This window comes from Streptomyces sp. NBC_00289 (assembly GCF_041435115.1).
Taxonomy (GTDB): Bacteria; Actinomycetota; Actinomycetes; order Streptomycetales; family Streptomycetaceae; genus Streptomyces.
This window is the reverse complement of sequence record NZ_CP108047.1, coordinates 14265-36922: the sequence shown is the minus strand read 5'-3', so window position 1 is coordinate 36922 and position 22658 is coordinate 14265. Positions and strand designations below refer to the sequence as shown.

The window sequence follows — 22658 nt, the reverse complement described above, 5'->3', positions numbered from 1 at the left end:
GGCTTGAACCGTCGAGTCGGTTCTAACCCGGAGGAGCCACCAGTTCCACAACTCACATGTGGCCGGGCGGACTGGCCACATTAGCCACAGGATTGAGGCGGGATGGCACAGAAACCTCGGGAGCTGACGCCCTGGGTGTCCCCCCTGCACAACTGGGGTTACGAGCTGCGGGAGCTCAGGAAGATGCGTGGGATGACCCTGCGCGGGCTCGCGCGTGCGGCCAGGATTGACCACAGCCACCTGGGACGATTCGAACGTGCCGAGCGGAAGGCCGACCGTTCCCAGGCCGCGCTCCTGGACCAGGTCTTGGGCGCGAACGGGATGTTATTCCGACTGTGGGAGCGCATCGGCGATGAGCGTGGCCATGTGGCCAATTCATCGGTTCATGTGGCCAAGTCGTCAGTGGATCTAGCCCTCGTCCTGCCCGACCAGGCAGCGTCGAACGGTGAGGGGATCTCTGTCCCGTGTCGTCTGACGGATGGATCGGTGGTTTGGGTGGCTCTGGATCGGCGTGCGCTGCTACGCGCTGGAGTGGGACTCGGGGCCGCGGCGACCGTCGGCATCGGTTCGCCGGCCGCCGCAAACTCAAGTGCCGTGCCCGGTCTGGTACGAAAGGCGCGCGCCGCATCGGCGTACGGATCGACGCCGGTGGAACATCTACGCCGCGCGCGACGGGTGCTGATCGACACGGACAACCTGCTCGGGCCCGGGCGTGCGGTGGGAGCTGTGCATGACTACATCGAAGTCATTCAGGAACTCCGGCGGGACGCGAAGGGCAGCGACCGGCGGGATCTGATGGAGCTACAGACGCAATACGGAGAGTTCCTGTCTTGGATCTATCAGGATCTGGGCAACCCGCAGGCCGCGGCATACTGGCTGGACCGGGCGATGCAGTGGTCGACCACCGTCGGCGACGGTGACCTGAGCACATACGTCATGGCCCGCAAGGCTCAGCTGGCTGGCGACACGGCGGATTTGGTCGACGTCGTCGACCTGGCCGAAGCCGCTCAGCGCATGGCTCGGCCGCGCAGCCGGCTGGCCGCCGTCGCACGCACCTATGAGGCGTACGGGCACGCGCTCCGCGGTGACGCTGACGAGAGCGAGCGCGCCATCGATGACGTCCGCAACGCCCTCGATGGCGCGGCCGCCGATCCCACCCCGTGGGGCGTATGGCTGAACGCCTCGTATGTGGAGGTTCACCGTGCTCAGGGCCTGGAGGCCCTCGGTAAGCACCAGGAAGCGGCAGACGCGTTCGACGCCGCTCTCCAGCTAATGCCGGACGGCTACCACCGAGACCGCGGCGTCTACATGGCGCGGCAGGCCGTGGCTCTGGCCGGCGCCCGGGTGCCGGAGCAGGCCGCTGCGGTCGGTATGCACGCGCTGATGGTCGCGGGGGATACCGGCTCGGGCCGGATTACGAATGAGCTCACTCGGCTCGACAGGGCCCTGATCCCTTGGCAACGCGTGTCCGAGGTCGCGGAGTTCCGCGCCGCCTTCGACTCCACCCTTGTCCACGAGACAGAAACGGAAGCCTGATCAAATGACCTCCCGCCCGTACGTCCTGCTCTCCGCCGCCATGTCGGTTGACGGCTACCTGGACGACACCAGCCCTGAGCGGCTGCGCCTGTCCAACGCGGAGGACTTCGACCGCGTCGACCAGGTCCGCGCTGAATCCGACGCCATATTGATCGGCGCGAACACCATGCGTCGGGACAACCCGCGTCTGCTGGTCAACAGCGATGAACGGCGCGCTCAGCGCGTCGCAGACGGCAAGCCGGAGTACCCGCTGAAGGTCACGGTCACCCAGTCCGGCGACCTCTCCGCCGACCTGAACTTCTGGCACCACGGCGGCGACAAGCTGGTGGTCACTGTGGACAGCGCGGTGGAGAAAGTGTGCGCCACTCTGGGCGACCTAGCTGACGTGGTCGGTGTCGGCCCTGAGCTCGACTGGGGCCTGGTCCTCGATGAACTCGGGCGCCGCGGCGTCGGTCGGCTCATGGTGGAGGGCGGTGGCACCATCCACACGCAGCTGATGGCCGCGAACCTCGCTGACGAAGTTCACCTTGCTATCGCCCCGCTTCTGGTCGGCCAGCCTGAAGCTGCCCGTTTCCTTGGCACCGCCGACTACCCGGGCGGGACGACAGCTCGGATGACGGTGTTGGAAGTCCGCGCAATTGATGACGTCGTGTTCATCCGCTATGCGCCCAAGGAGCGCAACTGAGTACGCGCCCGACCCCTTTGGTCCCGACACGTCAGCAAGTCCCATATGCCGTCCATAGCTGATCACTCTCGTGTAGCGTTCGGGAAGCCAGTCACTGAAAGGAGGCGTATGTCGACCACAGAAGGTCTCCCTCAACCGATCGAGTCGTTGCTGAGTCGGGCCGTGGCCCTTCCTGGTCCCGCGGAAAGGGCTCGACTGCGCGTAGCAGCGAACCTGACGCAGGCCGAAGTTGCCGATGCTCTCGGTGTACATCGGGTGCAGGTGGTGCGATGGGAGACCGGCCGGGCCGAACCTCGCCAGCCTCATCGACAGACGTACGCCCGATTCCTGGACGCGCTCGCCACCAAGTTTCCTCAACAGGCATAGCCGCGACACAACTGAATACGCCTCGTAGAAACGCTGAGAGGCCCCGTCGCCACAACGGAGCCTCTCCTAGCGATTCGACTCGCACCCTCAAAAAGTCCCGAGTCGTGAGCAGCGAGGTGACCTCGTCTGCCGGGTGATGCCCGTAGGCCCAAGGGCCTGCGTGGTCACCTATACCCAGAGTATGCGCAGGAGATTGCGCAACGCCACTACTCCGGGCAGGCGGATAGGTCACAGCCGCTAGTTGCGACTCCCCGACCTGGGGAGATGACCCAGTTGCACAGCCCGCAACACCCTACTGAACTGCACTCCGGTGCAGCCGAGGACTTTGAGGACGCTGTCTTCGTCCGGGCCGATGAGCCGGACGAGACCGACGGCATCACGATCACTTACCAGGAGTTCCTGCTCTGCTCCCCGGTCCCGCTGTGCCTGATGGTGCTCCTGCACTGGCGCGACCGCGAGAGGGACGGGCGGCCGCGTACTGCGGACTCGATCTGGTCGACGCTCACCGAATTGGGCGTGATGGACAGCGACGGTGAGTCGCCACTGCCTGCGGAGGAAGTACGCCAAGCTGTGGACTTCCTGCTCGCTGAAGGTCTCGTGACGCGCGCTGTAGGCGGTGCGCTGTGACCGATCCGGGCTTCACAGCCAGCGAGGTCGTCCCTGCTGCGAGTCGAGGTCGCGAGCCGCGACCTCCCGTCTCGGTGCATGAACACATGGTGTTCGGGTCCGGACTGACCGACGCTTTGGACTATCCGGTTCTGCTGCATTGCATGTTTTTGGCAGCTGCGCAGCGCCCCTTCACCGTCGCCGACGTACTCGCTTCCCTGCGCAGCGAGGGCATCCTCGCATCGAACGGGAGCGGCCTGGTCGGTCGTGACGCGGTACGCGGCTCCTTCCGCCGGCTGGAGGCGGCCGGGTTCATCCGCAGGTCTCAGCCGAACGAGAAGGGTGGGTTCGGCAAGGTCGAGTACGAGCTGTTCCTGCACCCCGGTTACAACCCCGACTGGTCCGGCACGACCCGTCCCGGGACCATGTTTCCGCAGGTCACACCGGGGACGGCAGTGCCGTCTGCGGTCCGACCTGCGGATATGGGTAAAGCCGCAGGTCACACCGCAGACGGCATTACCGGCGCCGGGAATGGCGGCGCCGGTGATGCCGTCCCCGGCCAGCTCGACAAAACCGCAGGTCACACCGCAGACGGCATTGCCGTCCCCGGGTCCGGTCCCCCCCCCACTCCCCCCCTCTCTAGGGAGGAGGAGGATTCCTCCTCCCTGAAGGGTTCCTCCACTGCGGCAGGCGGGGTGCCTGGGCTGGATGAGGCAGCAGTGCGGAAGGCGGGTGAGTTCCTCGCGTTGCTGCCGGGGCGCTGGGCCTGCGGCCGCAAGACGGCCGCGCGTCTGGCTCCGCTGCTCGCGGAAGCGGTTGCCGTGCAGGGCTGGTCGCTGGGTCCGGCACTGGTTGCGCAGCTGACACGCCGCACCCGCGGCAAGGTGGACGCGGCCGGCGTCTTGCAGGAGCGGATCGAGGATCTGCCGCTGTACCTGGCGAGCCGGGCCCCCGTGCCGGGGGAGACCCGCGACCGGAGCATGGCCGTGGGGCAGCAGCTGCCGCTCGACGGTGCAACCGGGCGCCCGGGGGAAGCACCCGTAGGCGCTTCAGCCCCCCCGAAGCCGGTGGGGGCAGGGTGCGACGTTTCCGATGAACAGGTGGCGCAGGCCCGATCCCTGTTGCTGTCGCTGACGGCCCCCTGGCATGTGGGGCCCACAGACGCCGATCGTTTGGCGCCGCTGCTCGCCAGCACCGCGCTCGAGCGCGGCTGGTCGTTCGGTGAGGAGCTGCGTCAGCAGCTGATGTCGAATCCGGGTGGCGGGAGCAACTACCTGTGGCTGTTGGAGCACAAGCGGATCGCGGCGCTGCCGCTGCGGACCCGGAAGCCTGCTGGGGCCCGTCCGGCGGCGCCGGCGGGGATGTGTGCGCGGCATCCGGGTTTCCGCGAGGTCGATTGCGGCCCTTGCATCAAGGCCGCCCGCAGGGCCGCTCGCGCCGCCGCTGTCCTGCCAGGCGCGGACACGGCTCCTGCTCCCGCTGAGGGCGCGGGGCAGGAAGCGGGTCCCGGCGAACCGGGGGAGTTCGGGGTGCCGACTGATGTGGTGGCCTACGTCAAAGGGCTCCAGGCCGGGGCCGCCGCTGATGCCGCGCGCGGTGAGCGGCCACGACTGACGGCCGCGCAACGCCGGCGGGTGGCGGAAGAGCAGGAGCAGACCCGCCGTCACGAAGCACACAACGCCGCCTTGAACGCGTGACAGACAAAAGTGCGGGCCAGCCCCTGCCAGGGCGGCCCGCGCGGCACCCATCACCAGCCATTACACGAGTTCAGGAGTGCACATGACCACCGTACCGAGTAGCCGGCGGCCCGGCGAGAATCCAGCCGGTGAGACCGCCCCCGCGAGCGCCCCCACCCGCGCCGCGTACGACGTGGCCGCGGAGCGTTCCGCCCTCGGGGCGGCGATCTTGTCCAAGGACGCCATCGGTGACATCTCCGAAGCCCTGGAACCGCTGAAGGGCGCAGCGTTCTACCTGCCCGTACACGAGACGATCTGGAACACGATCACCGCGATGTACGCGAAGGGGGACGAGGTCACGTCGATCAGCCTCGGGCATCAGCTGAAGAAGGACGGCGAACTGGCCCGCGTCGGCGGCGACGTCTACCTGTCCCAGCTCATCGAGGCATGCCCGAGCACCACGCTCTCGGTCCACGATGCGGAGATCGTGCTGGACCGGGCCAAGCTGCGCCGCCTGCAGCAGACTGGCACTGAGATCGCGCAGATGGCCGCTGCCGGCGAGGGTGACGCCGACGAGATCCTGGACGACGCCTCGAAGGCGCTGGCTCAGGTCACCCAGGCCACCACCAGCGCCGGCACCGGCTACACCGCCATGGACGACCTGTTCCCGGACATCATCGATGAAATCCAGGCCATCGAACACGGCAGCACGGAGCAAGGCATCCCGACTGGTTTCACCGACCTGGACAACCTCACCAACGGGTTCCTGCCCGGGCAGATGATCGTCGTTGCCGCTCGCCCTGCCATGGGCAAGAGCACCCTGGCCGTGGACTTCGTCCGCGCCGCCTCCATCAAACACCGCCTCAGCAGCGCGGTGTTCAGCCTGGAGATGAGCAAGAGCGAACTCGGTATGCGCATCCTGTCCGCTGAAGCACGCGTGGGCCTGCACCACCTGCGCGGCGGCACCACGACCGCCGAGGACTGGAAGCGCATCGCCCGCGTCAGCGACCAGATCCGCACCGCCCCCATGGTCATCAGTGACGAGCAGGTCAACACCCTCACCCAGATCAAGGCCCTGTGCCGTCGCATCCAGCAAAACCGCGGCCTGGACCTGGTCGTCATCGACTACATCCAGCTGCTGGAAAGCGGCAACCGCCGCGCAGAAAGCCGCCAGCAGGAAGTCAGCGACATCTCCCGCAGCATCAAGCTCCTGGCCAAGGAACTGCAGGTACCCGTCATCGCCCTGTCCCAGCTCAACCGAGGCCCCGAACAGCGCACCGACAAGAAGCCGCTCGTGTCCGACCTGCGCGAGTCCGGCTCCATCGAGCAGGACGCCGACATGGTCATCCTGCTCCACCGCGAAGACGCCTACGAAAAGGAGACGCCCCGCGCCGGCGAGGCCGACCTCATCGTGGCCAAGCACCGCAACGGCCCCACCGCCACCGTCACGGTCGCCTTCCAGGGCCACTACAGCCGTTTCGTGGACATGGCGCAGACGTGAGCTGGCGCAGGGATCGCCGTAGCGGGGCGTGAGGGGCCCTTGTGGCGTCGATCTTCGCGGCCCGGGCGTAGATCCCCCTCGGGTCGGAGTTCGGCGCTCAGCGGCCCGTGTAGTCGATCACGGGCTTACTCGTGGGCAGGGCCTTGGGTGCGGAGGCTGCAGGACGCGGCGCGCCAGCCCATCTCGCCGGCCGCCCCGATTGGGCAAGAAATCCCAACCGGGTTAAGCGAATCCTTCGATGAGGATAAATCGAGAGCTAAAGACTGCTAGCGTGAGGGTAGGAGAGGAGATCTGCGCATGCCATCCGAGGAAGAGCTGTTCGCGTCGGTCGACGCGTTGCTGGCAGAGGAGCCGCAGCTCCCGCCGCCGGCGGAACGCGCCCGCCTGCGTGAAGCTGCCGGGATTACCCAGGCGCGTCTCGCAACCACACTGCGCACAACGACCCAGAGTGTGAAGAACTGGGAGAACGGCCGCTCCGAGCCGCGCCCGCCCCGACTGGAGGCCTACCAGCGGCTGCTGAACGGGTGGTCGGCGAAGTTCCCCGCGCACGGTACCCCCCTCACCCCGAGCGTTCCCGCAGTACCGGAACCTGCGGTCGCTCCGCAGCCGACGACACCCGAGACCTTCACCGGCCCGGCCGCGCCCGCACTGAAGGCCCCTGAGCCGGTAGAAGCTCCCGCCGTCCCGGCCGTACCCGAGCGGCCAGCTGCGCGCTCGGCGACGTCCTCGCGGCGCCCGGCGAAGAAGGCCGCGGCACCGCCGGCCGACCCGCGATTTCCGCACGGTCCGCTCGCGGTCCTGGACGGTGACGGCTCGGCGTACGGAGTCGATGGGATCGTGCTGGACTGCCCGGCGACCACCGTCCCGGAGTTGGTGGAGTGGACGCTGCGCGAGTCGGGTCTGGGTGCGGCGAAGCTGAACCGGTACGGCAAGGACTCCGACCCGCTGCTCGTGCTCACCGCCGCGGCCGCCGTGAAGCTGGGGCTGCCGGAGCGTTTGGAGGGCCACGAGCAGCGCCGCTCCTTGCGCCTGCCGCAGGATCACCCGGTGGTCAGGCAGGTGGTGAAGGCGAAGTGGCAGCTCACTCAGCGCGGGTTCGGCCCGTGGGCCCGGATCTACCGCAAGGCGCAGGGCCGTGAGCGGCAGTGCGTGCAGTTGGCGATCCTGTCCTGGGACGCTCTGGACGAGCGGTCCTGGCCCGGGGTGGCGGAGATGGAGCCGGCTGACATCGCCCGCGTCCTGGGCGTCTACGCGACTCGGGTGATCACCCCGCGCGGCTCCACCGCCGTGTCGGGGTTGGAGTTGATGACGGCGCTGCGCCCGCCCACCCGTGCCGTGCAGGACCCGGCGACCGGAAACTGGATCCCCGGCCACAATCCCGGCAGCCTGGGTACGGAGCCGGTGGACCCGGCTCCGCCGGAGGCCACCCCCGAACACCCCGTCGTCGTCAACTCCGGCTGGAGCGGCGGTTTCCTCAATGAGGAGGCGTACCAGTGGGTGCGCGAAGTCGACTCGCTGAGCGATGAGGAGTGCCTGCTGCCCTTCGCGGTCGGCCTGGATTTGAACACCGCCTTCCTCGCCGCCGCGGCCCGCCTCACCGTGGGCCTGTCGGCCCCCGACCACTTCCACGCCCCGGCGTTCAACCCGAAGATCCCCGGCTCCTGGCTGGTCGACCTCTCGCACATCGAACTCGACCCCCGCCTGCCCTCGCCGTTCACGCCGGACGGCACCCGCCCGACCGGCCCGGCCTGGTATCAGACGCACACCGTCGCCTACGCCCAGGAGCTCGGCTACAACGTCGCCCCGATCGAGGCGTACCTGCGCCGGGAGACAGGCGCGTACCTGGATCCGTGGCACGACCGCCTCAAGACCGCCTACGTCGACACGCTCGCCGATCTCGGCGTCACGCGGGACCTGGACGACCGACAGTTCCTCGCCGCCATGGAGCGGCACAAGGACGTCGACCCGGCGATGGCCGCCGTCCTGTCCGCGATCAAGGCGACCGTGAAGGGCGGGGTGGGGAAGTTGCGGGAGCGGCCGCAGGGCAAGTCCTACAAGCAGGGCGAGCGGTGGCCGGCCCTTGAGCGGCCGACGTGGCGCCCCGACATCCGCGCCGCGGTCATCTCCAAGGCGCGGGTGAACATGCACCGCAAGCTGCACAACATGGCGAGGATGACGGGCCTGTTCCCGCTCGCGGTGCTGTCCGACTGCGTCGTCTACCCGAGCCCCGGCGAGAGCCCGCTGGACTTCCTGCCGTATGCGGCGTCGGGGAAGCCGCAGCCGGGCGGGTTCCGGCTGGGGCCGACGCCGGGTCTGGCGAAGCTGGAGGGCGTCCAGTCGATGTTGTGGGCGGTCGACCTGATGGAGCAGGGCCTCAACCCGGCCCGCCATATCAAGGGCGGCGACGCCGTCCTGGACGAAGGGGAGTAGGCCGTGGCCGGAGAGATCGACGACGCGATCGAGCGGGCCGACCGGGAAGCGTTCACTCGCCAGCCGCCGAAGACGCTGAAGGGTCAGATCGGTTACCTGATCAGGCAGTTGGGCAGCGCGAAGGCCGTCGCGCAGGAGATCGGGGTCACGGCCGACTCCGTCAACCGCTACCGGCGCGGCGCCCGCAAACACGCCCGCCCCGACGTCGCGGCAAAGATCGAGGACGCGGTACGGCAGCGGTGGCAGCCGCAGGTACGCAAGCGTCGGCAGCAGCAGGCCGCGACCACGGGCGGGATCACCGTGGAGACGAGGGCCCGGTTCGGGTACACCGCGCCGATCGGTACCACCGACGACGGACGCTTTCGGCGACTGACCGTGCACCTCCCCCCGGCGTACGCACAGCGGCTGTTCGACGCCCGCAACGTCGGCGCCAGCGACCAGCAGATGCGTGGGATCATCGCCGAAGGGTTCAAGGAAATCTATTTCCAGGACGGTGGTGGCCGCGCGATGGGGCTATCAGACGTCGCTATTAACGACATCGACTACATGGATCTCGACTACTAAGTGGTCTGAGTCGTAAGTCCTTCGGGGGTTGATCATGTTTCCGGCGTCGCGGAGGATTCTTCTGGGTGATCGGCGGTGTGCCGGTCGAGCCTGGCCAGCAGATCGTCCAGGTCGGAGGTGGTGCACCTCCATTGGAACGGCTGTGCCGTGGCGTTGTAGCGGTCTTCGAAGGCTCGGAGCCGGTTCTCGACCTCGTTGAGGTCGGTGAAGTCGTTGGGCGAGACGACCTTGCGCTGCACGACGGAGAAGTAGATCTCCACCTGGTTTAACCAGGAGGCGTGGACCGGGGTGTGGACGAGGACCGCGTTCGGGTGGGCGGCGGTGAGCCGGCCGGCGGCCTTCTTGCCGCGGTGGGAGGAGCCGTTGTCCACGACCCAGAACACGCGTTTCGCGCTGGCGTAGGGCTCTTGGGTCATGACCTGGTCGACCAGGGCCATGAACGGGGCGATGCCGGTTCTCGGCTCGCAGCGGCCGAAGATCTTCGCGTGGTGGACGTCGTAGGCGGCCAGGTAGGCCAGCGCTCCACCGCGTCCGTAGGTGTGGTTCACCCGCATCGCCCTGGCCTGCCCAGGGGCCAGGGTGGGGTGGCAGCGGCAGCGGGCCTGGACGGAGGTCTTCTCATCCGCACTGATCACGTACTCGTCCGCGCCGAGCGCTTCGCCGTTCCAGATGCGGGCATAGAGGTCGAGCACGCGCTCGGCCCTGGAGCGGAAGGCGGGGTCGGTGATGAAGATCCAGGACTGGTACTGCCAGGGCTTGAGCGCGTCCTGCTTGAGCCAACGCCGCACGGTGGAGGCGGAGATCGCGCCGGCGATGGCGCGGGCGACGACCTCGCGGGCCAGCTCCGGGGCCGACCAGCGCGACAGCGGCATCCCGCTCTCGGCGGGCAGCTGACAGGCCAGGGCCTTGACCTGGGCGGCCTGCAGCGGCGTGAAGGAGGCCGGACGGCCGGAGCGCTTGCGGTCGGACAGGGCGGGCAGCCGGTGCCCGGCAAATCGGCCGCGCCAGGTGCGGACGGTGTCCAGGTGCAGCCTGGTCTCCCGGGCGATGCGGGCGTTGGAGCGGTTCCGGGCCGCGTGCAGGACGACCTGGGCGCGCTGGCGGTGCCGGTGCTCGGTTTTGTGACCGTAGGCCATGGTCTTGAGCCGCTTGCGCTCGGAGGCGGTCAGAGTGATCGGGCAGGCGGAGGCAACGGGCAAGGCAGACATGCCGATCACGAGAAGTGGATCAGGACAGGCCGCATCCTGCCGCATCCCGGTCCCCGGCCCTGCGGCAGGATGTCCGCTGTGCCAACGCCCTCGGAACATACCCGGCTCCAGCTTGAGCTGTACCTGAATATGCGCGCCCAGGCCGCCTGGCCGCAGCTGGCCGGCCTCCACGTCCGCCACCGGGGCCAGTTCGCCTACGTGGAAGGCGAACTGGCCGACGGCGAGTGCATCAAGCTGATGCGCCTGCGCTACCACGGCACCGCGAGCCGCTGGGGCTTCGCCCCGCACGACCCGGCCAGCGACCGCTACCAGGACGCCCTCCTGCCCACCGGCAGCGCAAGCGGCACCCCCGAGGACGCCCTCGACACCGCCTGCCACCTCCACCTCACCGCCCTCGACACCTGACCGCGCACACCCACAACCAGCTCCGAAGTCAACCCCCGAAGGACTTACGACTCAGACCACTAAGAGACCATCTGAATTTGAGTTGTCCGGTTGAAGCCTGTTTGTCATGGTCGTGAGTTGACGAAGCTGGCTGCGGAGCGTGACCGTGAGCGGTATGACGACGAGGCGGCCTTACCGGACAGATCTGACGGACGAACAGTGGGTTCTGATCGAACCGGTCTTGACGAAGTGGCGGGCGGATCGGCGTTCGATCCGGCCTCCGGTCCATGGTCTGCGGGAGATCGTGAACGCGATCTTCTACGTGAACCGGACCGGCGTGCCGTGGGACCTACTGCCGCATGACTTCCCGCCGGCCAAGACGGTGTACGACTACTATGCGAAGTGGTCCAAGGACGGTACTGACCAGGCCATTCACGACCTGCTGCGGACCAAGACCCGGCAGCACCACGGTCGCGCTGACGAGCCCACCGCGGCCATGCTCGACTCGCAGTCCGCGAAGAGCGCGTTCAGCACGGACGCCGACACGGTGGGCATCGACGGGAACAAGAAGGTCCGGGGGCGCAAGAGAAGCATCGTCACCGACACGCTCGGCCTGCTCCTGCTGGTCCTCGTCACCGCGGCCAACGTCCACGATGTCCATCCCGGCCGTCACCTGGTCGACATGGTGGCCGACCGGCACCCCACGATCAGCAAGATGTGGGGTGACACCGCCTACCGCGGAGCCGTCGACCACGCCGCCACCAAGAACATCGACCTCGAGATCACCACGAAAGGACTCGGCGTCAAAGGCTTCCAACCCCTATGGCATTGCTGGAAGATCGAACGCACCCTGGGCTGGTTCGGCCGCTCCCGCCGCCTCGCCCGCGACTACGAGACCACACCCCGCTCCCAGGAATCCCAGATCTACTGGACCATGGCCGGCATCATGCTACGCAGAGTTACCAACACCAGCCCCGTCACGACCTACCGGACCACCCCAGAAACGCCGCTACCAGCATCGATCTAAATCAGACGGTCTCTTAAGAGGTGGCTACTTGCCGCGGTGAGCGTTGAAGATCTTCAGCGAGGCATGTCCTTCGTTAGGGAAGTTCCGCCTTCTGGGCGTGGTAGCAGGACGGAAGGTCGCCCTTGAGGACATCCGTACCGAAAAGTCCCTCATCCTTGCCTTCACCGGACGGCAGGACAACCACGAGGGTAGATCCGTCGGGAATCTTGTCCCGGTGAATGGTTGCCACCAGCCGGTTGTGCACGCGTTCAACCTTGCTTACTGCGGCCCCGCTTGCCTCCTTGTCCCGGTTGAGGTCCTTCTGGGCGATGGGGCAGGTGGGATCATCGCGGTAGACACGGGCGGGCACGCCCATGCGGTCCAGGTCGTGCTGCAACTCGGCGGGGTCTGCCACCACCCTCGTTCGCCCGGGCCAGGCTTCGCCGGGGGTGGTGCACTTGCCATTGACGCACTTCATCTCCCCTCCCTTGACCCGCAGGCTCATCTTCACCGTGCTGTTGGGCTCCCGGTCCAGGGTGTAGGCCACGTTACGGATCTGGCCCGGGCCGGCCGCGACGGTAACGGTGTCGCTGCTGCCGGACGTCTGGCCGACGCTCACCGCGACACCAGCCACGGCCGCTGCCAGTGCCAGCGGAGCAGCAACGCGTGTGGCCAGCCGCCAACGCCTGGCAGTGAGACCGGACTCTTCTTGTACGTGATTCATGAGGTGTTCTTTCAGCAGACGGTGGCGGTCGCGGGAGAGATCCGGGTTTGCCGCTGCTGGCAGTAGCCGGGACAGTTCCTCACGCTCCGGGCTTCGCGGCGAGTGCGGGGTGGCATTCATCGGTTCTTCTCCTGCTTCGACCGGACCGCGGATGCGCGGTCACCCGGTATCTGTCCGCTGGCAGAGTCGCGTTGCATACTTTTCGGAACCCGGGCCAGCTCCTGCTCCGTGAGCTGCCGCAGGCGGCTGCGCGCCCGCGACAGCCGGGATCGGACTGTGCCGACCGGCACGCCCAGCGCTTCGGCCACCGCTGCGTGCTCCAGGCCGGACCACACGCACAAGGCGAACACCTCCCGCTCCGCCGGCCGCAACCGCTCAAGCGCGGCCTTGGCCGCGGCCAGCTGCTCGGTATCGGCGAGCCGCCCGACCAGCTCCTCCGCGAAATCCGGCACAGCCTCGCGTAGCGGCAGCTGGGTCAACGCCTTCTGGTGCCGACGCGCAGCGCGGGCAGTGTTACGCAATACGTTGGTGGCGATTCCCAGCAGCCACGGCTGGAGACTCTCTCCGCCCGGGCGCAGTTTCTTCCTCAGCCGCCAGGCCTCCAGGAACGTCAGGGACACCACGTCCTCGGCCGCGGCCCAGTCACCGGTCCAGCGCACCGCGTGCCGGTACACGACACGGGCGTGCGCATCAAAGATCTGCCCGAATGCGGCCGGGTCCCCGGCCCGTACCCGGGCGCGTAGTGATATGTCCACGCACAGTCCTGTCCGACCAGCCGCACGCATTGCAGTGATCCCTATCACAAAGGCGGGGACCGGGCGCCCTCAGCGGTCCCAGAGACCCCCTACCAATCTCAACCAGCTTGCGCGAGCGAATTCGGATCACACTTGAGTACGCACTGCTTCCCGGCCGACGCCCTGTCAAAAGCTGATCACGCAGAACGCCAGAGCAGTGTCAGGGACGGAACTCTTTGTGGACGATCACAAAGATCCATCTCACTGTCCGATTCCCGCCGTCAGCGGCAGGTCAGCGGCCTGCTCTGCTCCCAAGCGGACCGAGTTCGAGCCGGTTGCTCATTCGAGCCGACTTCTGCGGAACCCACAGGGCCCCGGCGTGTGCCTGGATCGTCCGGTTTGGTTATGTGATGCCGTAGAGGGCGAGGACGCGGGGGCGCTCGGTGTGGGCTCGTCGTCCGGCGGCGGTGTTGACGTAGCCGGCGAGCTTGAGCGCGCTGCGGATCAGGTCGCGGAGGGCAGCGAGTACGGCGGGCGCGTTGCGGGTTCTGACCTGGGACTTGTCCTCGTTGAAAGTGACATCTCGACACCAGTGGACGGTATTTTCCACGGTCCAGTGCCCGCGAGCCCAGGACGCGATCTCGGCTGCGTTCGCTTCCTCGGCGGGCAGGTCGGTGATGGCGTAGACGGTCTCGCTGGACCATTTTTTCGCCCCGTAGAGACGGCGTCGGCGCTGGATCCGCAGGACCTGGGCCGCGTGCGGGAAGAGCAGGCCCTCGACGGTGACGACCTGCACGAGCCGCTGCTCGTGACGGCCGTGGCCCCGGGCGTCGTCGCGGTGGATCACAGGGATCTCCTTCCAGGGCAGGGCGTGGAGTTGACGGGCCTGGCCGCGCTGGTTGTTCTTGATGGTCAGCAGGTAGTGAGCGCCGCGTTCGCGCAGGTAGATGGCGTGGTCGCGTTGGGCGTGGAGGGCATCGGCGGTAACGACCACCCCCGTGAGATCCGCGTCGTCGATCTGGTCGAGGAGAGGTGCGAACTCGGGGATTTCGTTGGTCTTCGCGCCGATCTCGCGGGAGGCGAGAGTGACACCGTCGCCGTGACGGACGGCGGACAGGACGAAGACGCGGCTGCCGTCCGGGCGCCTCGCGCCGCGCAGGCACTTGCCGTCCACCGCGATCGCCCGCCGCCGGAGCCGTACCGGCTCGGCGCGGGCGGCCGCCCGGTGAGCCCGGCGCTGTTCACGTTCGGTGCCACCGTCGGGCATCACCGGCTCCGGCCGGCGGGGCTGTGCGGACAGCAGAGGCCGAAGGTAGTCGTAACCGGCCGCGCCGATCTCACCGGGATCGAGTCGCCCCAGGACGCTGCGCAGGGTCTTCTCGCTCGGCACCCGGTAGCGGCCAAGGAGTGGGTGGTAGGGCAGGCCGAAGGCGGCCAGTTCCTCCGGCGCCGCACGTCGGCACCACTCCGCCGCCGCGGTGATCGAGTCGTGGCCGGACGGGGGCATCGCGCAGACCACCAGGGCCAGCAGCGAGGAGAGCCGGTACCGCACTCCGCAAGCCCCTCTCGGATCGGTGACCGACTCGAACTCGGCGACCAGGCAGCGCACTTGCTCCTTGGCGGCACCCTCGCCGAGGGCTTCCAGGCAGGGCGCACAAGGCACGGGGACAGCGACAGGGGATGATGGAGAAACGAACACGGCACCTTCGCGGATCTTGCAGCGTAGAGAACTACATGATCCACAGGTGCCGTGTTCACCTGCTTCCGGGCCTCACCCTCAAGGCCAACCGACCCAAGTCGGGGCGAGCCGGGCACTCGCCGGGCCCTGGGGACCACTGCCCGAGAACTTCGGGGCGCCTCAAACTGACTGGGCGCCTGTAGATTTGGCTGGCATGTCACAGGATGTGTCGTCTAAAGCTCGATGGTTCGACGGGGCTGAGGCAGATGGCGGTTTGAGGGATCCCCGCTTCATGGTGCTTGCCGACTCCGGGCGGGTGCTTCCTTTGCTGGACAGGACTGCCGGTCGGGATTCACAGTTGATGGCTGCGGTGTATCGAACGTCAGTGGCTCGATGGCGGACCGCAACACCTGCGTTGCGTCGGCAAGCGCTGGCGCTGGACGCGGCACGCTTCGGGGCTCGTGATCTGGCCGAGCGGATCACCGCAGTGAATGTGGCAGGAGCGCCCGGGGAGCAATGGCGAGTGGGCTGGGCGACAGGCTCGCTGGTCGACTCTCGGTTCCTGTATTCCATCGATGGCTGCCAGGGTGGGATTCGCGGCGTGGCGACGGTGACGCTAGGCAGTAGAATCGTCGCTTTGTGCGGAAGCAATGACGGAACTCTTCGGTGGTGGGACCTCGCTACCGGCTCTCAGATCGGTGAGTGCTTCGTCAGTCATGGCGTAGCACTGACTGCGGTGTCGGCAGCCGTTGTCAATGACCGGCCGCTCGCCGTCACCGGTGGTGCCGACGGCACGGTCCACCTGTGGGACCTGGCCACCGACCAGCAAGTCGGGAAACCTCTCACTGGCCACAACGGGACCGTCCGGTGTGCGGAGACTGTCATCGTTGACTGTTGTGCGCTCGCCGTCACCGGTGGTGCCGATGGCACGGTCCGCGTGTGGGACCTGGCCGTCGGCCAGCAAGTCGGGAAACCTCTCACCGGCCACAACTCTGAAGTGACTACGGTCGCCACAGCCGTGGTGGGTGGCTGGCCCGTCGCCATCACCGGCGGCTCGGATGGAACAGTTTTACGGTGGGATTTGGTGGCGGGGCAGCAGACCGGAGCGCCCTTGATGGGTCCTACTGGCATGCCTACGGTAGTAGCGACAGCAAAGTTGAACGCCAAGCCCGTCGCCGTCGGCTTTACCGGAAACTTCGTCACCGGGGATGCCCTCCGCGTGTGGGATCTACGGGAATCCGAACAAACAGGCCAATTCCTTACCAGCCAGGACAGTAATCCGATGCATGCAGTGACCACTACTGCATTTGACGGCGGGCTTACGGTCGTGGCCGTGGACTGGTCAGGCGGCTGGGTGCAGATCCGGAATCTGGCCACCGGCCAGCAAACTGGCAGGCCCCTGTCCGGACACATAGATACCGTGTGGTCAATCGCTACGGCCGCGGTGGACAACCATTGCTTCGTCGTCACGGGAGGGGAGAACGGGACGGTGCGCGTGTGGGACCTGGCTGCCCCGCGTCTGCTCAGCCAGCCGCGCGTCGGCCACACCAGTCCTGTGCACACAATCAGCACGGGGGTTGCCAACGGTACACAGATTGCCGTCACCGTCTCCGGATCCGATGCCAAGACCGTACTGGCCTGGGAACTCGCTTCCGGCCGGCAGATCGGCACTACCAGCATTGACAACATCACTGAGAGGCCGGAACGGGATGTGGCCGAGCTGGGCATCCCCCTTGTCATGATCACAGAAGTAGGCAAATGCGTTACTGTACGTAATCTGGTCACTGGACATCAGGTTGGAGCACCGCTCATCGGACACACGGGCAGAGTGCGTGCCGTGACCACAGGGGTGCTGAACAGTGAGCCCATCGCCATTACGGGCGGCGAAGACCGATCGGTGCGAGTGTGGGATTTGTCCAGCGGACGGCAGATGGGCGCACCGCTGGTCGGACACACCGGCTGGGTGTGCACGGTGGCGTCCACGGTGCTGGATGGCATACCCATTGCCGTTACAGGAAGCAGGGACCGGTCGGTGCGGGTGTGGGATCTGACCAGTAGGCAGCAGATTGGTCAGCCGCTCACGGGGCCAACCTCAACTGTCTGCGCGGTGGCCACCGGCATTGTGGATGGCAGACCTACGGTTGTTGCCGGCCGCGAAGACGGGACAGTGCAGGCATGGGATCTCGTTACCCGTACACGGCTCGGCACCGATTTGACTTTCCCCTATCCAATAACGAGCCTGGCGATCGCATCCGGAGGTGAACTAGTCGTCGGCTTCGACCGAGAAGTTGCCGTTTTTACTCACCAGTGACAAGTAAGCATCAGCGCGATAGGTCGGTCTGGACGGTGCTGTCACGTTAACTCTGGTGGCGTGGGATGATCTTCGGGTTGATCGGGCTGGGAGGTCTGCCGTGGCGAGTGTGTCGCCCTCGTACAAGCGTCACCGGTACCCGGTGGAGGTCATCGCGCAGTCCCTTCAGTTGGAGATCAGAGACCGTCTGATTTAGATCGATGCTGGTAGCGGCGTTTCTGGGGTGGTCCGGTAGGCGCTGTCAAGTTGAGTGAGGGGCCTCGGGTCTGGGATGATCGTCGGGTTTGTTGATCGTCCGGGGAGGGGGCGGCCGTGGAGTCCGAAGCGACGGTGTCGTACAAGGGTTTCCGGTTCCCGGCGGAGGTCATCTCCCAGGCGGTGTGGCTGTACCACCGCTTCCCGCTCAGCTACCGCGAGGTCGAGGAGTTGCTGCTGGCGCGCGGGATCATCGTCTCCCACGAGGCCATCCGGCAGTGGTGTGACCGGTTCGGGCCCCAGTACGCGGCCGCCCTACGCCGTCGCCAGCCGAAGGCCGGCGACAAATGGCATTTGGACGAGGTATTCGTGAAGATCAAAGGGGTCCGGTACTACCTGTGGCGAGCCGTCGACCAGGACGGCAACGTGCTCGACATCCTGCTGCAGTCGAGGCGGAACGCGAAGGCCGCCAGGCGCTTCATGGCCAAGCTGATGAAGAAGCAACAGCGGGTGCCCCGGGTTCTGGTGACCGACAAGCTGAAGAGCTACGGTACTGCCCGCCGGACGCTGATGCGCTCGGTTGAGCACCGGTCCCACAAGGGCCTGAACAACCGGGCCGAGAACAGCCATCAGCCAACGAGGCAACGCGAACGCGCGATGAAGGGCTTCCGCTCCGCCGGCAGAACCCAACAGTTCCTGTCCGTGTTCAGCCAGATCTCGGCCCCACTTCCGGCCTCGCCGCCACCGGATGACCGCACCCAGCTACCGCGCCGAGATGCAGCACCGCTTCACCCTCTGGAACCAGATCACCGGCACCGCCAGCATGCCCACCACCGTCTGAACACGGCATCATCACCGGCCCCACCCCACCCTGACACACCCTCAACCACCCAGACCACGGACAACTTGACAACGCCTGTCCAGCTGCCGGCCCGCCAGCGCATGGAACGGGTGGGTCACCGTCAAGGAACCCAAAGACTGCCTGGACGACGCGGCACTATGCCGTGTCCGTCGGAATCCCCAGCCTCCTGAGCTTTCCCCCGCTGCCCGGCTTGGGGATCATGCGCTCCCGCACCGGCAGAGGGGTGAACGTGCGGGCCTTCAACTGCTCCCGCGTGTTCTTCAGGAAGGCCACGATGTCGGCGTCGGCGGCGATGAAGGCCGGGATGACCCGGTCCACGCCGGCGGTGCGCGCGCCCTTGTTGCCCCTCACCCTCTCCCACGCGACAGTGAGGAAATCGGGGTGATGGACAAGGTTGTAGAGATCATCGAACCTGCGGTCGGGATCACCGACCGCCCATCGGTGCAGCTTGGTCTGCATCCGTCGTACCCGCAGCCAGGCCCCATCGGGGTCGGGCCACAGATCACCGGTATTCACCAGCGTCTCCGTCCATTACAGTTCCTCAACTACCTGAATCCGCTGGGCTGCTTCGCCATGTGGACGGCTTTCCCGCCCCCGGACTACTACCAGCCCTCCGCCCCACCCCGGGCCGTCGGCGGACGTCGCGCCTTCCCGCCCCATCGCACCTGGAGAGAGCGCTGAGACGAAAGCTCCGAGGTGGTTCCCACGTTCACTGTGATCCGCTCGTCGGGTGAGGCGGCCAGCTTTGCCCCTGCGGCATCGCCACGGTTACGCCGCAGCCCTTCTCCGTGGCCTCCCGACCGGCAAGATCAATCCGATCCAGGAGTTCCTGCCCATACGGGCAGTGCGCACCGCGATCCAGCCCAGATCCACCGGGTTTGAGCTGGCGGAGGTCTTGAGGGGCTTTACACCGCTGGTTCCTCGCGTCCACCTTCCCGTCTCGCTTGCCGGACCCGCACCGTCCGGTAGTTCCAGTGCGTCCCGTCGTTGTCGGGGCTGCTCTCCACCAGACCCGGCCGACTCGCCGGGCCCAGCTACCCCCTGCTTCTGTCGTCCCGCTGCGACGGAACGACGGTGCGGGTCTCACACCCGCACGCGGATCACAGCACCTCGTGGCGCACGGTCTTTCACCTCCACTCGAACCAACAGCGCCTCACGGCGCAAACAAGATCAGCGACAGAGCCCGTAATTCCCCATGGGGACGACGGGTGGCGGAGGTCATAGTCCTGGCCGTCGACAAGGCGGACGCTTCCTCGATCAGTGGTTCGAGGTCGAGGGAAGCGCACGATGGCAAGGAGAACGTTCAACGTGGTCGATGTGACCGAGATCTACGTCCACTGGTATGCGGGCCGCTCCGAGAGCGAGCTGGCCGCGTCGTTGGGAGTGGACCGCAAGACGATCAGGAAAGCCATCCAGCCCCAGCCCCGCTCAGCCGGCGACCGGGTTCGCTGAGACAGAAGCCCGGATGACCCGGTTCGTTGAGCAACGACTCGATGAGTGAGACGGGACAAGATCACAACCGGAGTGTCGCCCCAGCGGGACTGCTCCTCGAGGCTATTACGGCGTAATAGGCATCTCAGGGTGGGCTGCGTCCTGCGGCGCAATTACGCGTAATAGCGCCGCAGGACAGGTGGCTTGGTCTCGGGGGCTCATCAACTACGTCTAGCTAACGTGTCGATGCTGCAAAAGATCATGCGCGTTAGTAAGGTGTCCTTCATGAGCTCTCCAGCCACCTCCAGCGACCGCGAGAAGGTCGTCTCCAAACTGCCGGGATGGCTCCGGCAGAACCTCAAAATCAGAGCCGCCCAGCACGGCATTGAGATTCAGGCGGCCGTCGAACAGGGCATCAACGACTGGTGCGGCCTGGCATCCACGCCGGCCACCGTCGACACCGCCGGCGCCGACTCCTTCTCGACCTTCCTCCCCCCGGGCCAGTGGGAGGAGTTCCGTCAGATCACCACCGACCGGCGCGTCTCCCTGATCCAGGGTCTGGCCCAGTCCGTCCAGCTCTGGCTCGACTCGAACCCGGCACCGGATGTTGAGCGGCCTGAGATCACCCGCCGCATCATCGTCTGCAACCAGAAGGGCGGCGTCGGCAAGACCGCCATCACCGCAGGCCTGGGTGAAGCACTCGCCGAAGACCCCAACTCACTCCAAGCGGTCCGAGTGGCCAAGGCACTCGCCAAAGCCCTGCGCTCCAGCGAAACCCAGGCCGACAGCGAGCCGGCCAGCGACCCGCTCGACATCGAGAACCTGCCCGGCCTCGGACTGCGGGTCCTCCTCGTCGACTTCGACCCGCAGTGCCACCTCACCAATCAACTCGGTGCCACTCCCCTGCCGATGAACGGTGACAGCCTGACCACCCATATGGCGGGTGACCCCAAAGGCGACCTACGCGACCTCATCGTCTCCATCGCGGACGACACTTTCGACGGCCGGCTCCACCTGCTGCCCGCATGCAACGATGCCTTCCTCCTCGACGTACGCCTCTCGGCCGTGCGCGCCCGAGAAGCCGCCCTGGAGCGGGCCCTCGCTCCCCTCGAAGCCGACTACGACGTGATCGTCGTCGACTGCCCGCCCAGCCTGGGGCTGAGCATGGACGCCGCCGCCTACTATGGCCGCCGCCGCGACGGCGAAAAGCTCGGCCAGTCCGGAGCGCTGATCGTCGTGCAGGCCGAGGACAGCTCCGCCGACGCCTACGAACTGCTCACCACGCAGATCGAGGACCTGCGCAACGACCTTCAGGTCGACATCGACTACCTCGGCATCGTCGTCAATCTCTACGACTCCCGCCGCGGCTTCATTGCCACCTCCTCCCTTCAGGGATGGGTGGACATAAAGGATCCACGGGTCGTCGGTCTTATCGGTGATCTCAAGGAGCAGAAGGAAGCAGTACGGATGAAGCAGCCTCTGCTGTCGTACGCGCCCAAATCGCAGCAGGCGATCGGCATGCGCGCACTGGCACGGGAGATCGCATGAGCAAGGCCGATCAGCTGGGCGCCGGCCGATTCGGCGGCACGGTGCGCCCCGTCAGCGCCCGCCGGCAGGCCGTCGCCGCCGCGACCGGAGTCCCTACCGACGCCGTAGCACCGCCCACCGAGCTGCCCACTGGCCGCATCAGTCTCAACCCCGACAACCCCCGGTCCACCCTGGGAGATCTCACCGACCTCGCGGGCAGCCTGAAGACGCACGGGCAGAAACAGGCGATCACGGTCATGAACCGCGACGCCTACATCAAGGCCAACCCCGAGCGTGAAGCAGACCTCGAACCCGACACCAGCCACGTCGTCATCGACGGCAGCAGCCGCCTCGCCGCCGCCCGCGAAGCCGGCCTCGCCACCCTCAAGATCATGGTGAGTGACGACCAGGGCACCACCTCCGAGGAACTCCTCGAATCCGCCCTCGTCGCCAACATCCACCGCCAGGACCTCGACGAACTCGATGAAGCCCGCGCACTGCAACGCCTCCTCGCCATCCACGGCAGCCAGGTGGCCCTGGCCAAACGCCTCCACCGTTCCCAGGGATGGGTCTCACAACGCCTGGCGCTGCTCAACCTCACCGAAGAACTTCAGGCTCGCATCGGCCAGGAGCCCATCGACCTGCTGCGCGCCGTCGGAGGGAAGCAGGCCGACCAGCAGGCGGCGGCCTTGGAAGAACTGAAGGCCGAGCGCGCCAGGAAGGAAGCCGAGAAGCCGAACCGTAAGCCCGGGAGGCAACCCAAAGCTGCGGTGCCCGACAGCACGGCAGCAAACAAGACGGACGACACCAGGGCGGGGGAGTGGGACAACGAGAGCGGCACCGGGAAACCAGTGCCCGAACCGCGCTCCCACACTGGAGTCTCTAAGTTCGAGGACCAAGCAGAGCCCCCACAGCAGCCGCGCACCCTGCCGTACGACGACCCGTACTTCATCGCCATGCACTTGACGCGGAAGATGGAGGAGCCGGCCTTCTTCGAGATGCTTCAGATGCTCAATCGGCTGGCTAAGGACCGGAACCCGGCGGCATTCGAAAAGGTCCTGTACCAGCAAGCCGAGTCCTCCCCGAGCCACGACAGCTGACATCCGCACTTGCAGGCTGTGCAGGGACACGGTGACGCGGACTAGGGAAGCGATGCGCTGCGGCGCCTATTACGACGTAATAGGCGCCGCAGCGCATCGGTGGAGGTAGTGGCAGGGACGGACGGAGCCGCTCG

19 protein-coding genes and 1 pseudogene are annotated in these 22658 nt (G+C 66.9%); 15 read left to right on the top strand and 5 right to left on the bottom strand.

Annotated elements, in window-relative coordinates; genetic code table 11:
- Positions 1-102: 102 nt before the first annotated feature.
- From OG985_RS48940 to OG985_RS48905, 8 genes are all read left to right on the top strand, one after another.
- Positions 103-1536, top strand: a complete 1434-nt coding sequence (locus OG985_RS48940; RefSeq protein WP_331719049.1) for a helix-turn-helix transcriptional regulator — start codon at positions 103-105, stop codon at positions 1534-1536.
- Positions 1537-1540: 4 nt separating this feature from the next.
- Positions 1541-2221: a dihydrofolate reductase family protein gene (locus OG985_RS48935; protein ID WP_331719048.1), complete on the top strand. Its 681-nt coding sequence runs from the start codon at positions 1541-1543 to the stop codon at positions 2219-2221.
- 45 nt (positions 2222-2266) lie between these two features.
- Positions 2267-2587, top strand: a complete 321-nt coding sequence (locus tag OG985_RS48930) for a helix-turn-helix transcriptional regulator (protein ID WP_331719047.1) — start codon at positions 2267-2269, stop codon at positions 2585-2587.
- A gap of 264 nt (positions 2588-2851) precedes the next feature.
- Positions 2852-3214: a hypothetical protein gene (locus OG985_RS48925; RefSeq protein ID WP_331719046.1), complete on the top strand. Its 363-nt coding sequence runs from the start codon at positions 2852-2854 to the stop codon at positions 3212-3214.
- A 74-nt stretch (positions 3215-3288) separates the two neighbouring features.
- On the top strand, positions 3289-4890 hold the full coding sequence (locus tag OG985_RS48920) for a hypothetical protein (protein WP_371674745.1): 1602 nt from the start codon (positions 3289-3291) through the stop codon (positions 4888-4890).
- An 82-nt stretch (positions 4891-4972) separates the two neighbouring features.
- On the top strand, positions 4973-6370 hold the full coding sequence (gene dnaB / locus OG985_RS48915) for a replicative DNA helicase (RefSeq protein WP_331719044.1): 1398 nt from the start codon (positions 4973-4975) through the stop codon (positions 6368-6370).
- Positions 6371-6667: 297 nt separating this feature from the next.
- A complete protein-coding gene (locus OG985_RS48910; RefSeq protein ID WP_331719043.1) occupies positions 6668-8800 on the top strand; it encodes a helix-turn-helix domain-containing protein in 2133 nt (710 codons plus the stop codon).
- A 3-nt stretch (positions 8801-8803) separates the two neighbouring features.
- On the top strand, positions 8804-9364 hold the full coding sequence (locus OG985_RS48905; protein WP_331719042.1) for an XRE family transcriptional regulator: 561 nt from the start codon (positions 8804-8806) through the stop codon (positions 9362-9364).
- 32 nt (positions 9365-9396) lie between these two features.
- Here OG985_RS48905 and OG985_RS48900 read toward each other — a convergent pair whose 3' ends face one another.
- The gene (locus OG985_RS48900; RefSeq protein ID WP_371666640.1) at positions 9397-10572 is read right to left on the bottom strand and encodes an IS630 family transposase; all 1176 of its coding nucleotides are present in this window, start codon (positions 10570-10572) and stop codon (positions 9397-9399) included.
- A gap of 78 nt (positions 10573-10650) precedes the next feature.
- Here OG985_RS48900 and OG985_RS48895 point away from each other — a divergent pair, with 78 nt between their 5' ends.
- Together OG985_RS48895 and OG985_RS48890 are read left to right on the top strand one after the other, a co-directional pair.
- Positions 10651-10977, top strand: coding sequence for a hypothetical protein (locus OG985_RS48895; protein ID WP_371666639.1), 327 nt, complete (start codon positions 10651-10653; stop codon positions 10975-10977).
- A gap of 154 nt (positions 10978-11131) precedes the next feature.
- Positions 11132-11983 (top strand): IS5 family transposase, encoded by an 852-nt coding sequence (locus OG985_RS48890; protein ID WP_331719039.1) that lies wholly within the window; start codon positions 11132-11134, stop codon positions 11981-11983.
- A 73-nt stretch (positions 11984-12056) separates the two neighbouring features.
- On the opposite strand, the gene OG985_RS48885 is transcribed toward OG985_RS48890, so the two are convergent.
- The 3 genes from OG985_RS48885 to OG985_RS48875 all read right to left on the bottom strand — a co-directional run bounded on the left by OG985_RS48885 (position 12057) and on the right by OG985_RS48875 (position 15119).
- Entirely contained in the window at positions 12057-12806 is a 750-nt protein-coding gene (locus OG985_RS48885) for a hypothetical protein (RefSeq protein ID WP_331718587.1), read from the bottom strand.
- Positions 12803-13441 (bottom strand): RNA polymerase sigma factor, encoded by a 639-nt coding sequence (locus tag OG985_RS48880; protein WP_331718588.1) that lies wholly within the window; start codon positions 13439-13441, stop codon positions 12803-12805. The genes OG985_RS48885 and OG985_RS48880 overlap by 4 nt, the downstream gene beginning before the upstream one ends.
- Positions 13442-13823: 382 nt before the next feature.
- Positions 13824-15119: an ISAs1 family transposase gene (locus OG985_RS48875; RefSeq protein WP_331719038.1), complete on the bottom strand. Its 1296-nt coding sequence runs from the start codon at positions 15117-15119 to the stop codon at positions 13824-13826.
- Positions 15120-15390: 271 nt separating this feature from the next.
- On the opposite strand from OG985_RS48875, the gene OG985_RS48870 reads away from it, so the two are divergent.
- Entirely contained in the window at positions 15391-17409 is a 2019-nt protein-coding gene (locus tag OG985_RS48870) for a WD40 repeat domain-containing protein (RefSeq protein ID WP_331719037.1), read from the top strand.
- Positions 17410-17721: 312 nt separating this feature from the next.
- Positions 17722-18445: pseudogene (locus tag OG985_RS48865) on the top strand (IS6 family transposase).
- 156 nt (positions 18446-18601) lie between these two features.
- On the opposite strand, the gene OG985_RS48860 reads toward OG985_RS48865, so the two are convergent.
- Positions 18602-18925: a hypothetical protein gene (locus OG985_RS48860; RefSeq protein ID WP_331719036.1), complete on the bottom strand. Its 324-nt coding sequence runs from the start codon at positions 18923-18925 to the stop codon at positions 18602-18604.
- An 849-nt stretch (positions 18926-19774) separates the two neighbouring features.
- On the opposite strand from OG985_RS48860, the gene OG985_RS48855 reads away from it, so the two are divergent.
- The 3 genes from OG985_RS48855 to OG985_RS48845 all read left to right on the top strand — a co-directional run bounded on the left by OG985_RS48855 (position 19775) and on the right by OG985_RS48845 (position 22524).
- Positions 19775-19918, top strand: coding sequence for a hypothetical protein (locus OG985_RS48855; protein WP_371674743.1), 144 nt, complete (start codon positions 19775-19777; stop codon positions 19916-19918).
- A 264-nt stretch (positions 19919-20182) separates the two neighbouring features.
- Positions 20183-21445: a ParA family protein gene (locus tag OG985_RS48850; protein WP_331719131.1), complete on the top strand. Its 1263-nt coding sequence runs from the start codon at positions 20183-20185 to the stop codon at positions 21443-21445.
- Positions 21442-22524, top strand: coding sequence for a ParB/RepB/Spo0J family partition protein (locus OG985_RS48845; RefSeq protein WP_331719034.1), 1083 nt, complete (start codon positions 21442-21444; stop codon positions 22522-22524). Before OG985_RS48850 ends, OG985_RS48845 begins: the two co-directional genes overlap by 4 nt.
- Positions 22525-22658: the final 134 nt, after the last annotated feature.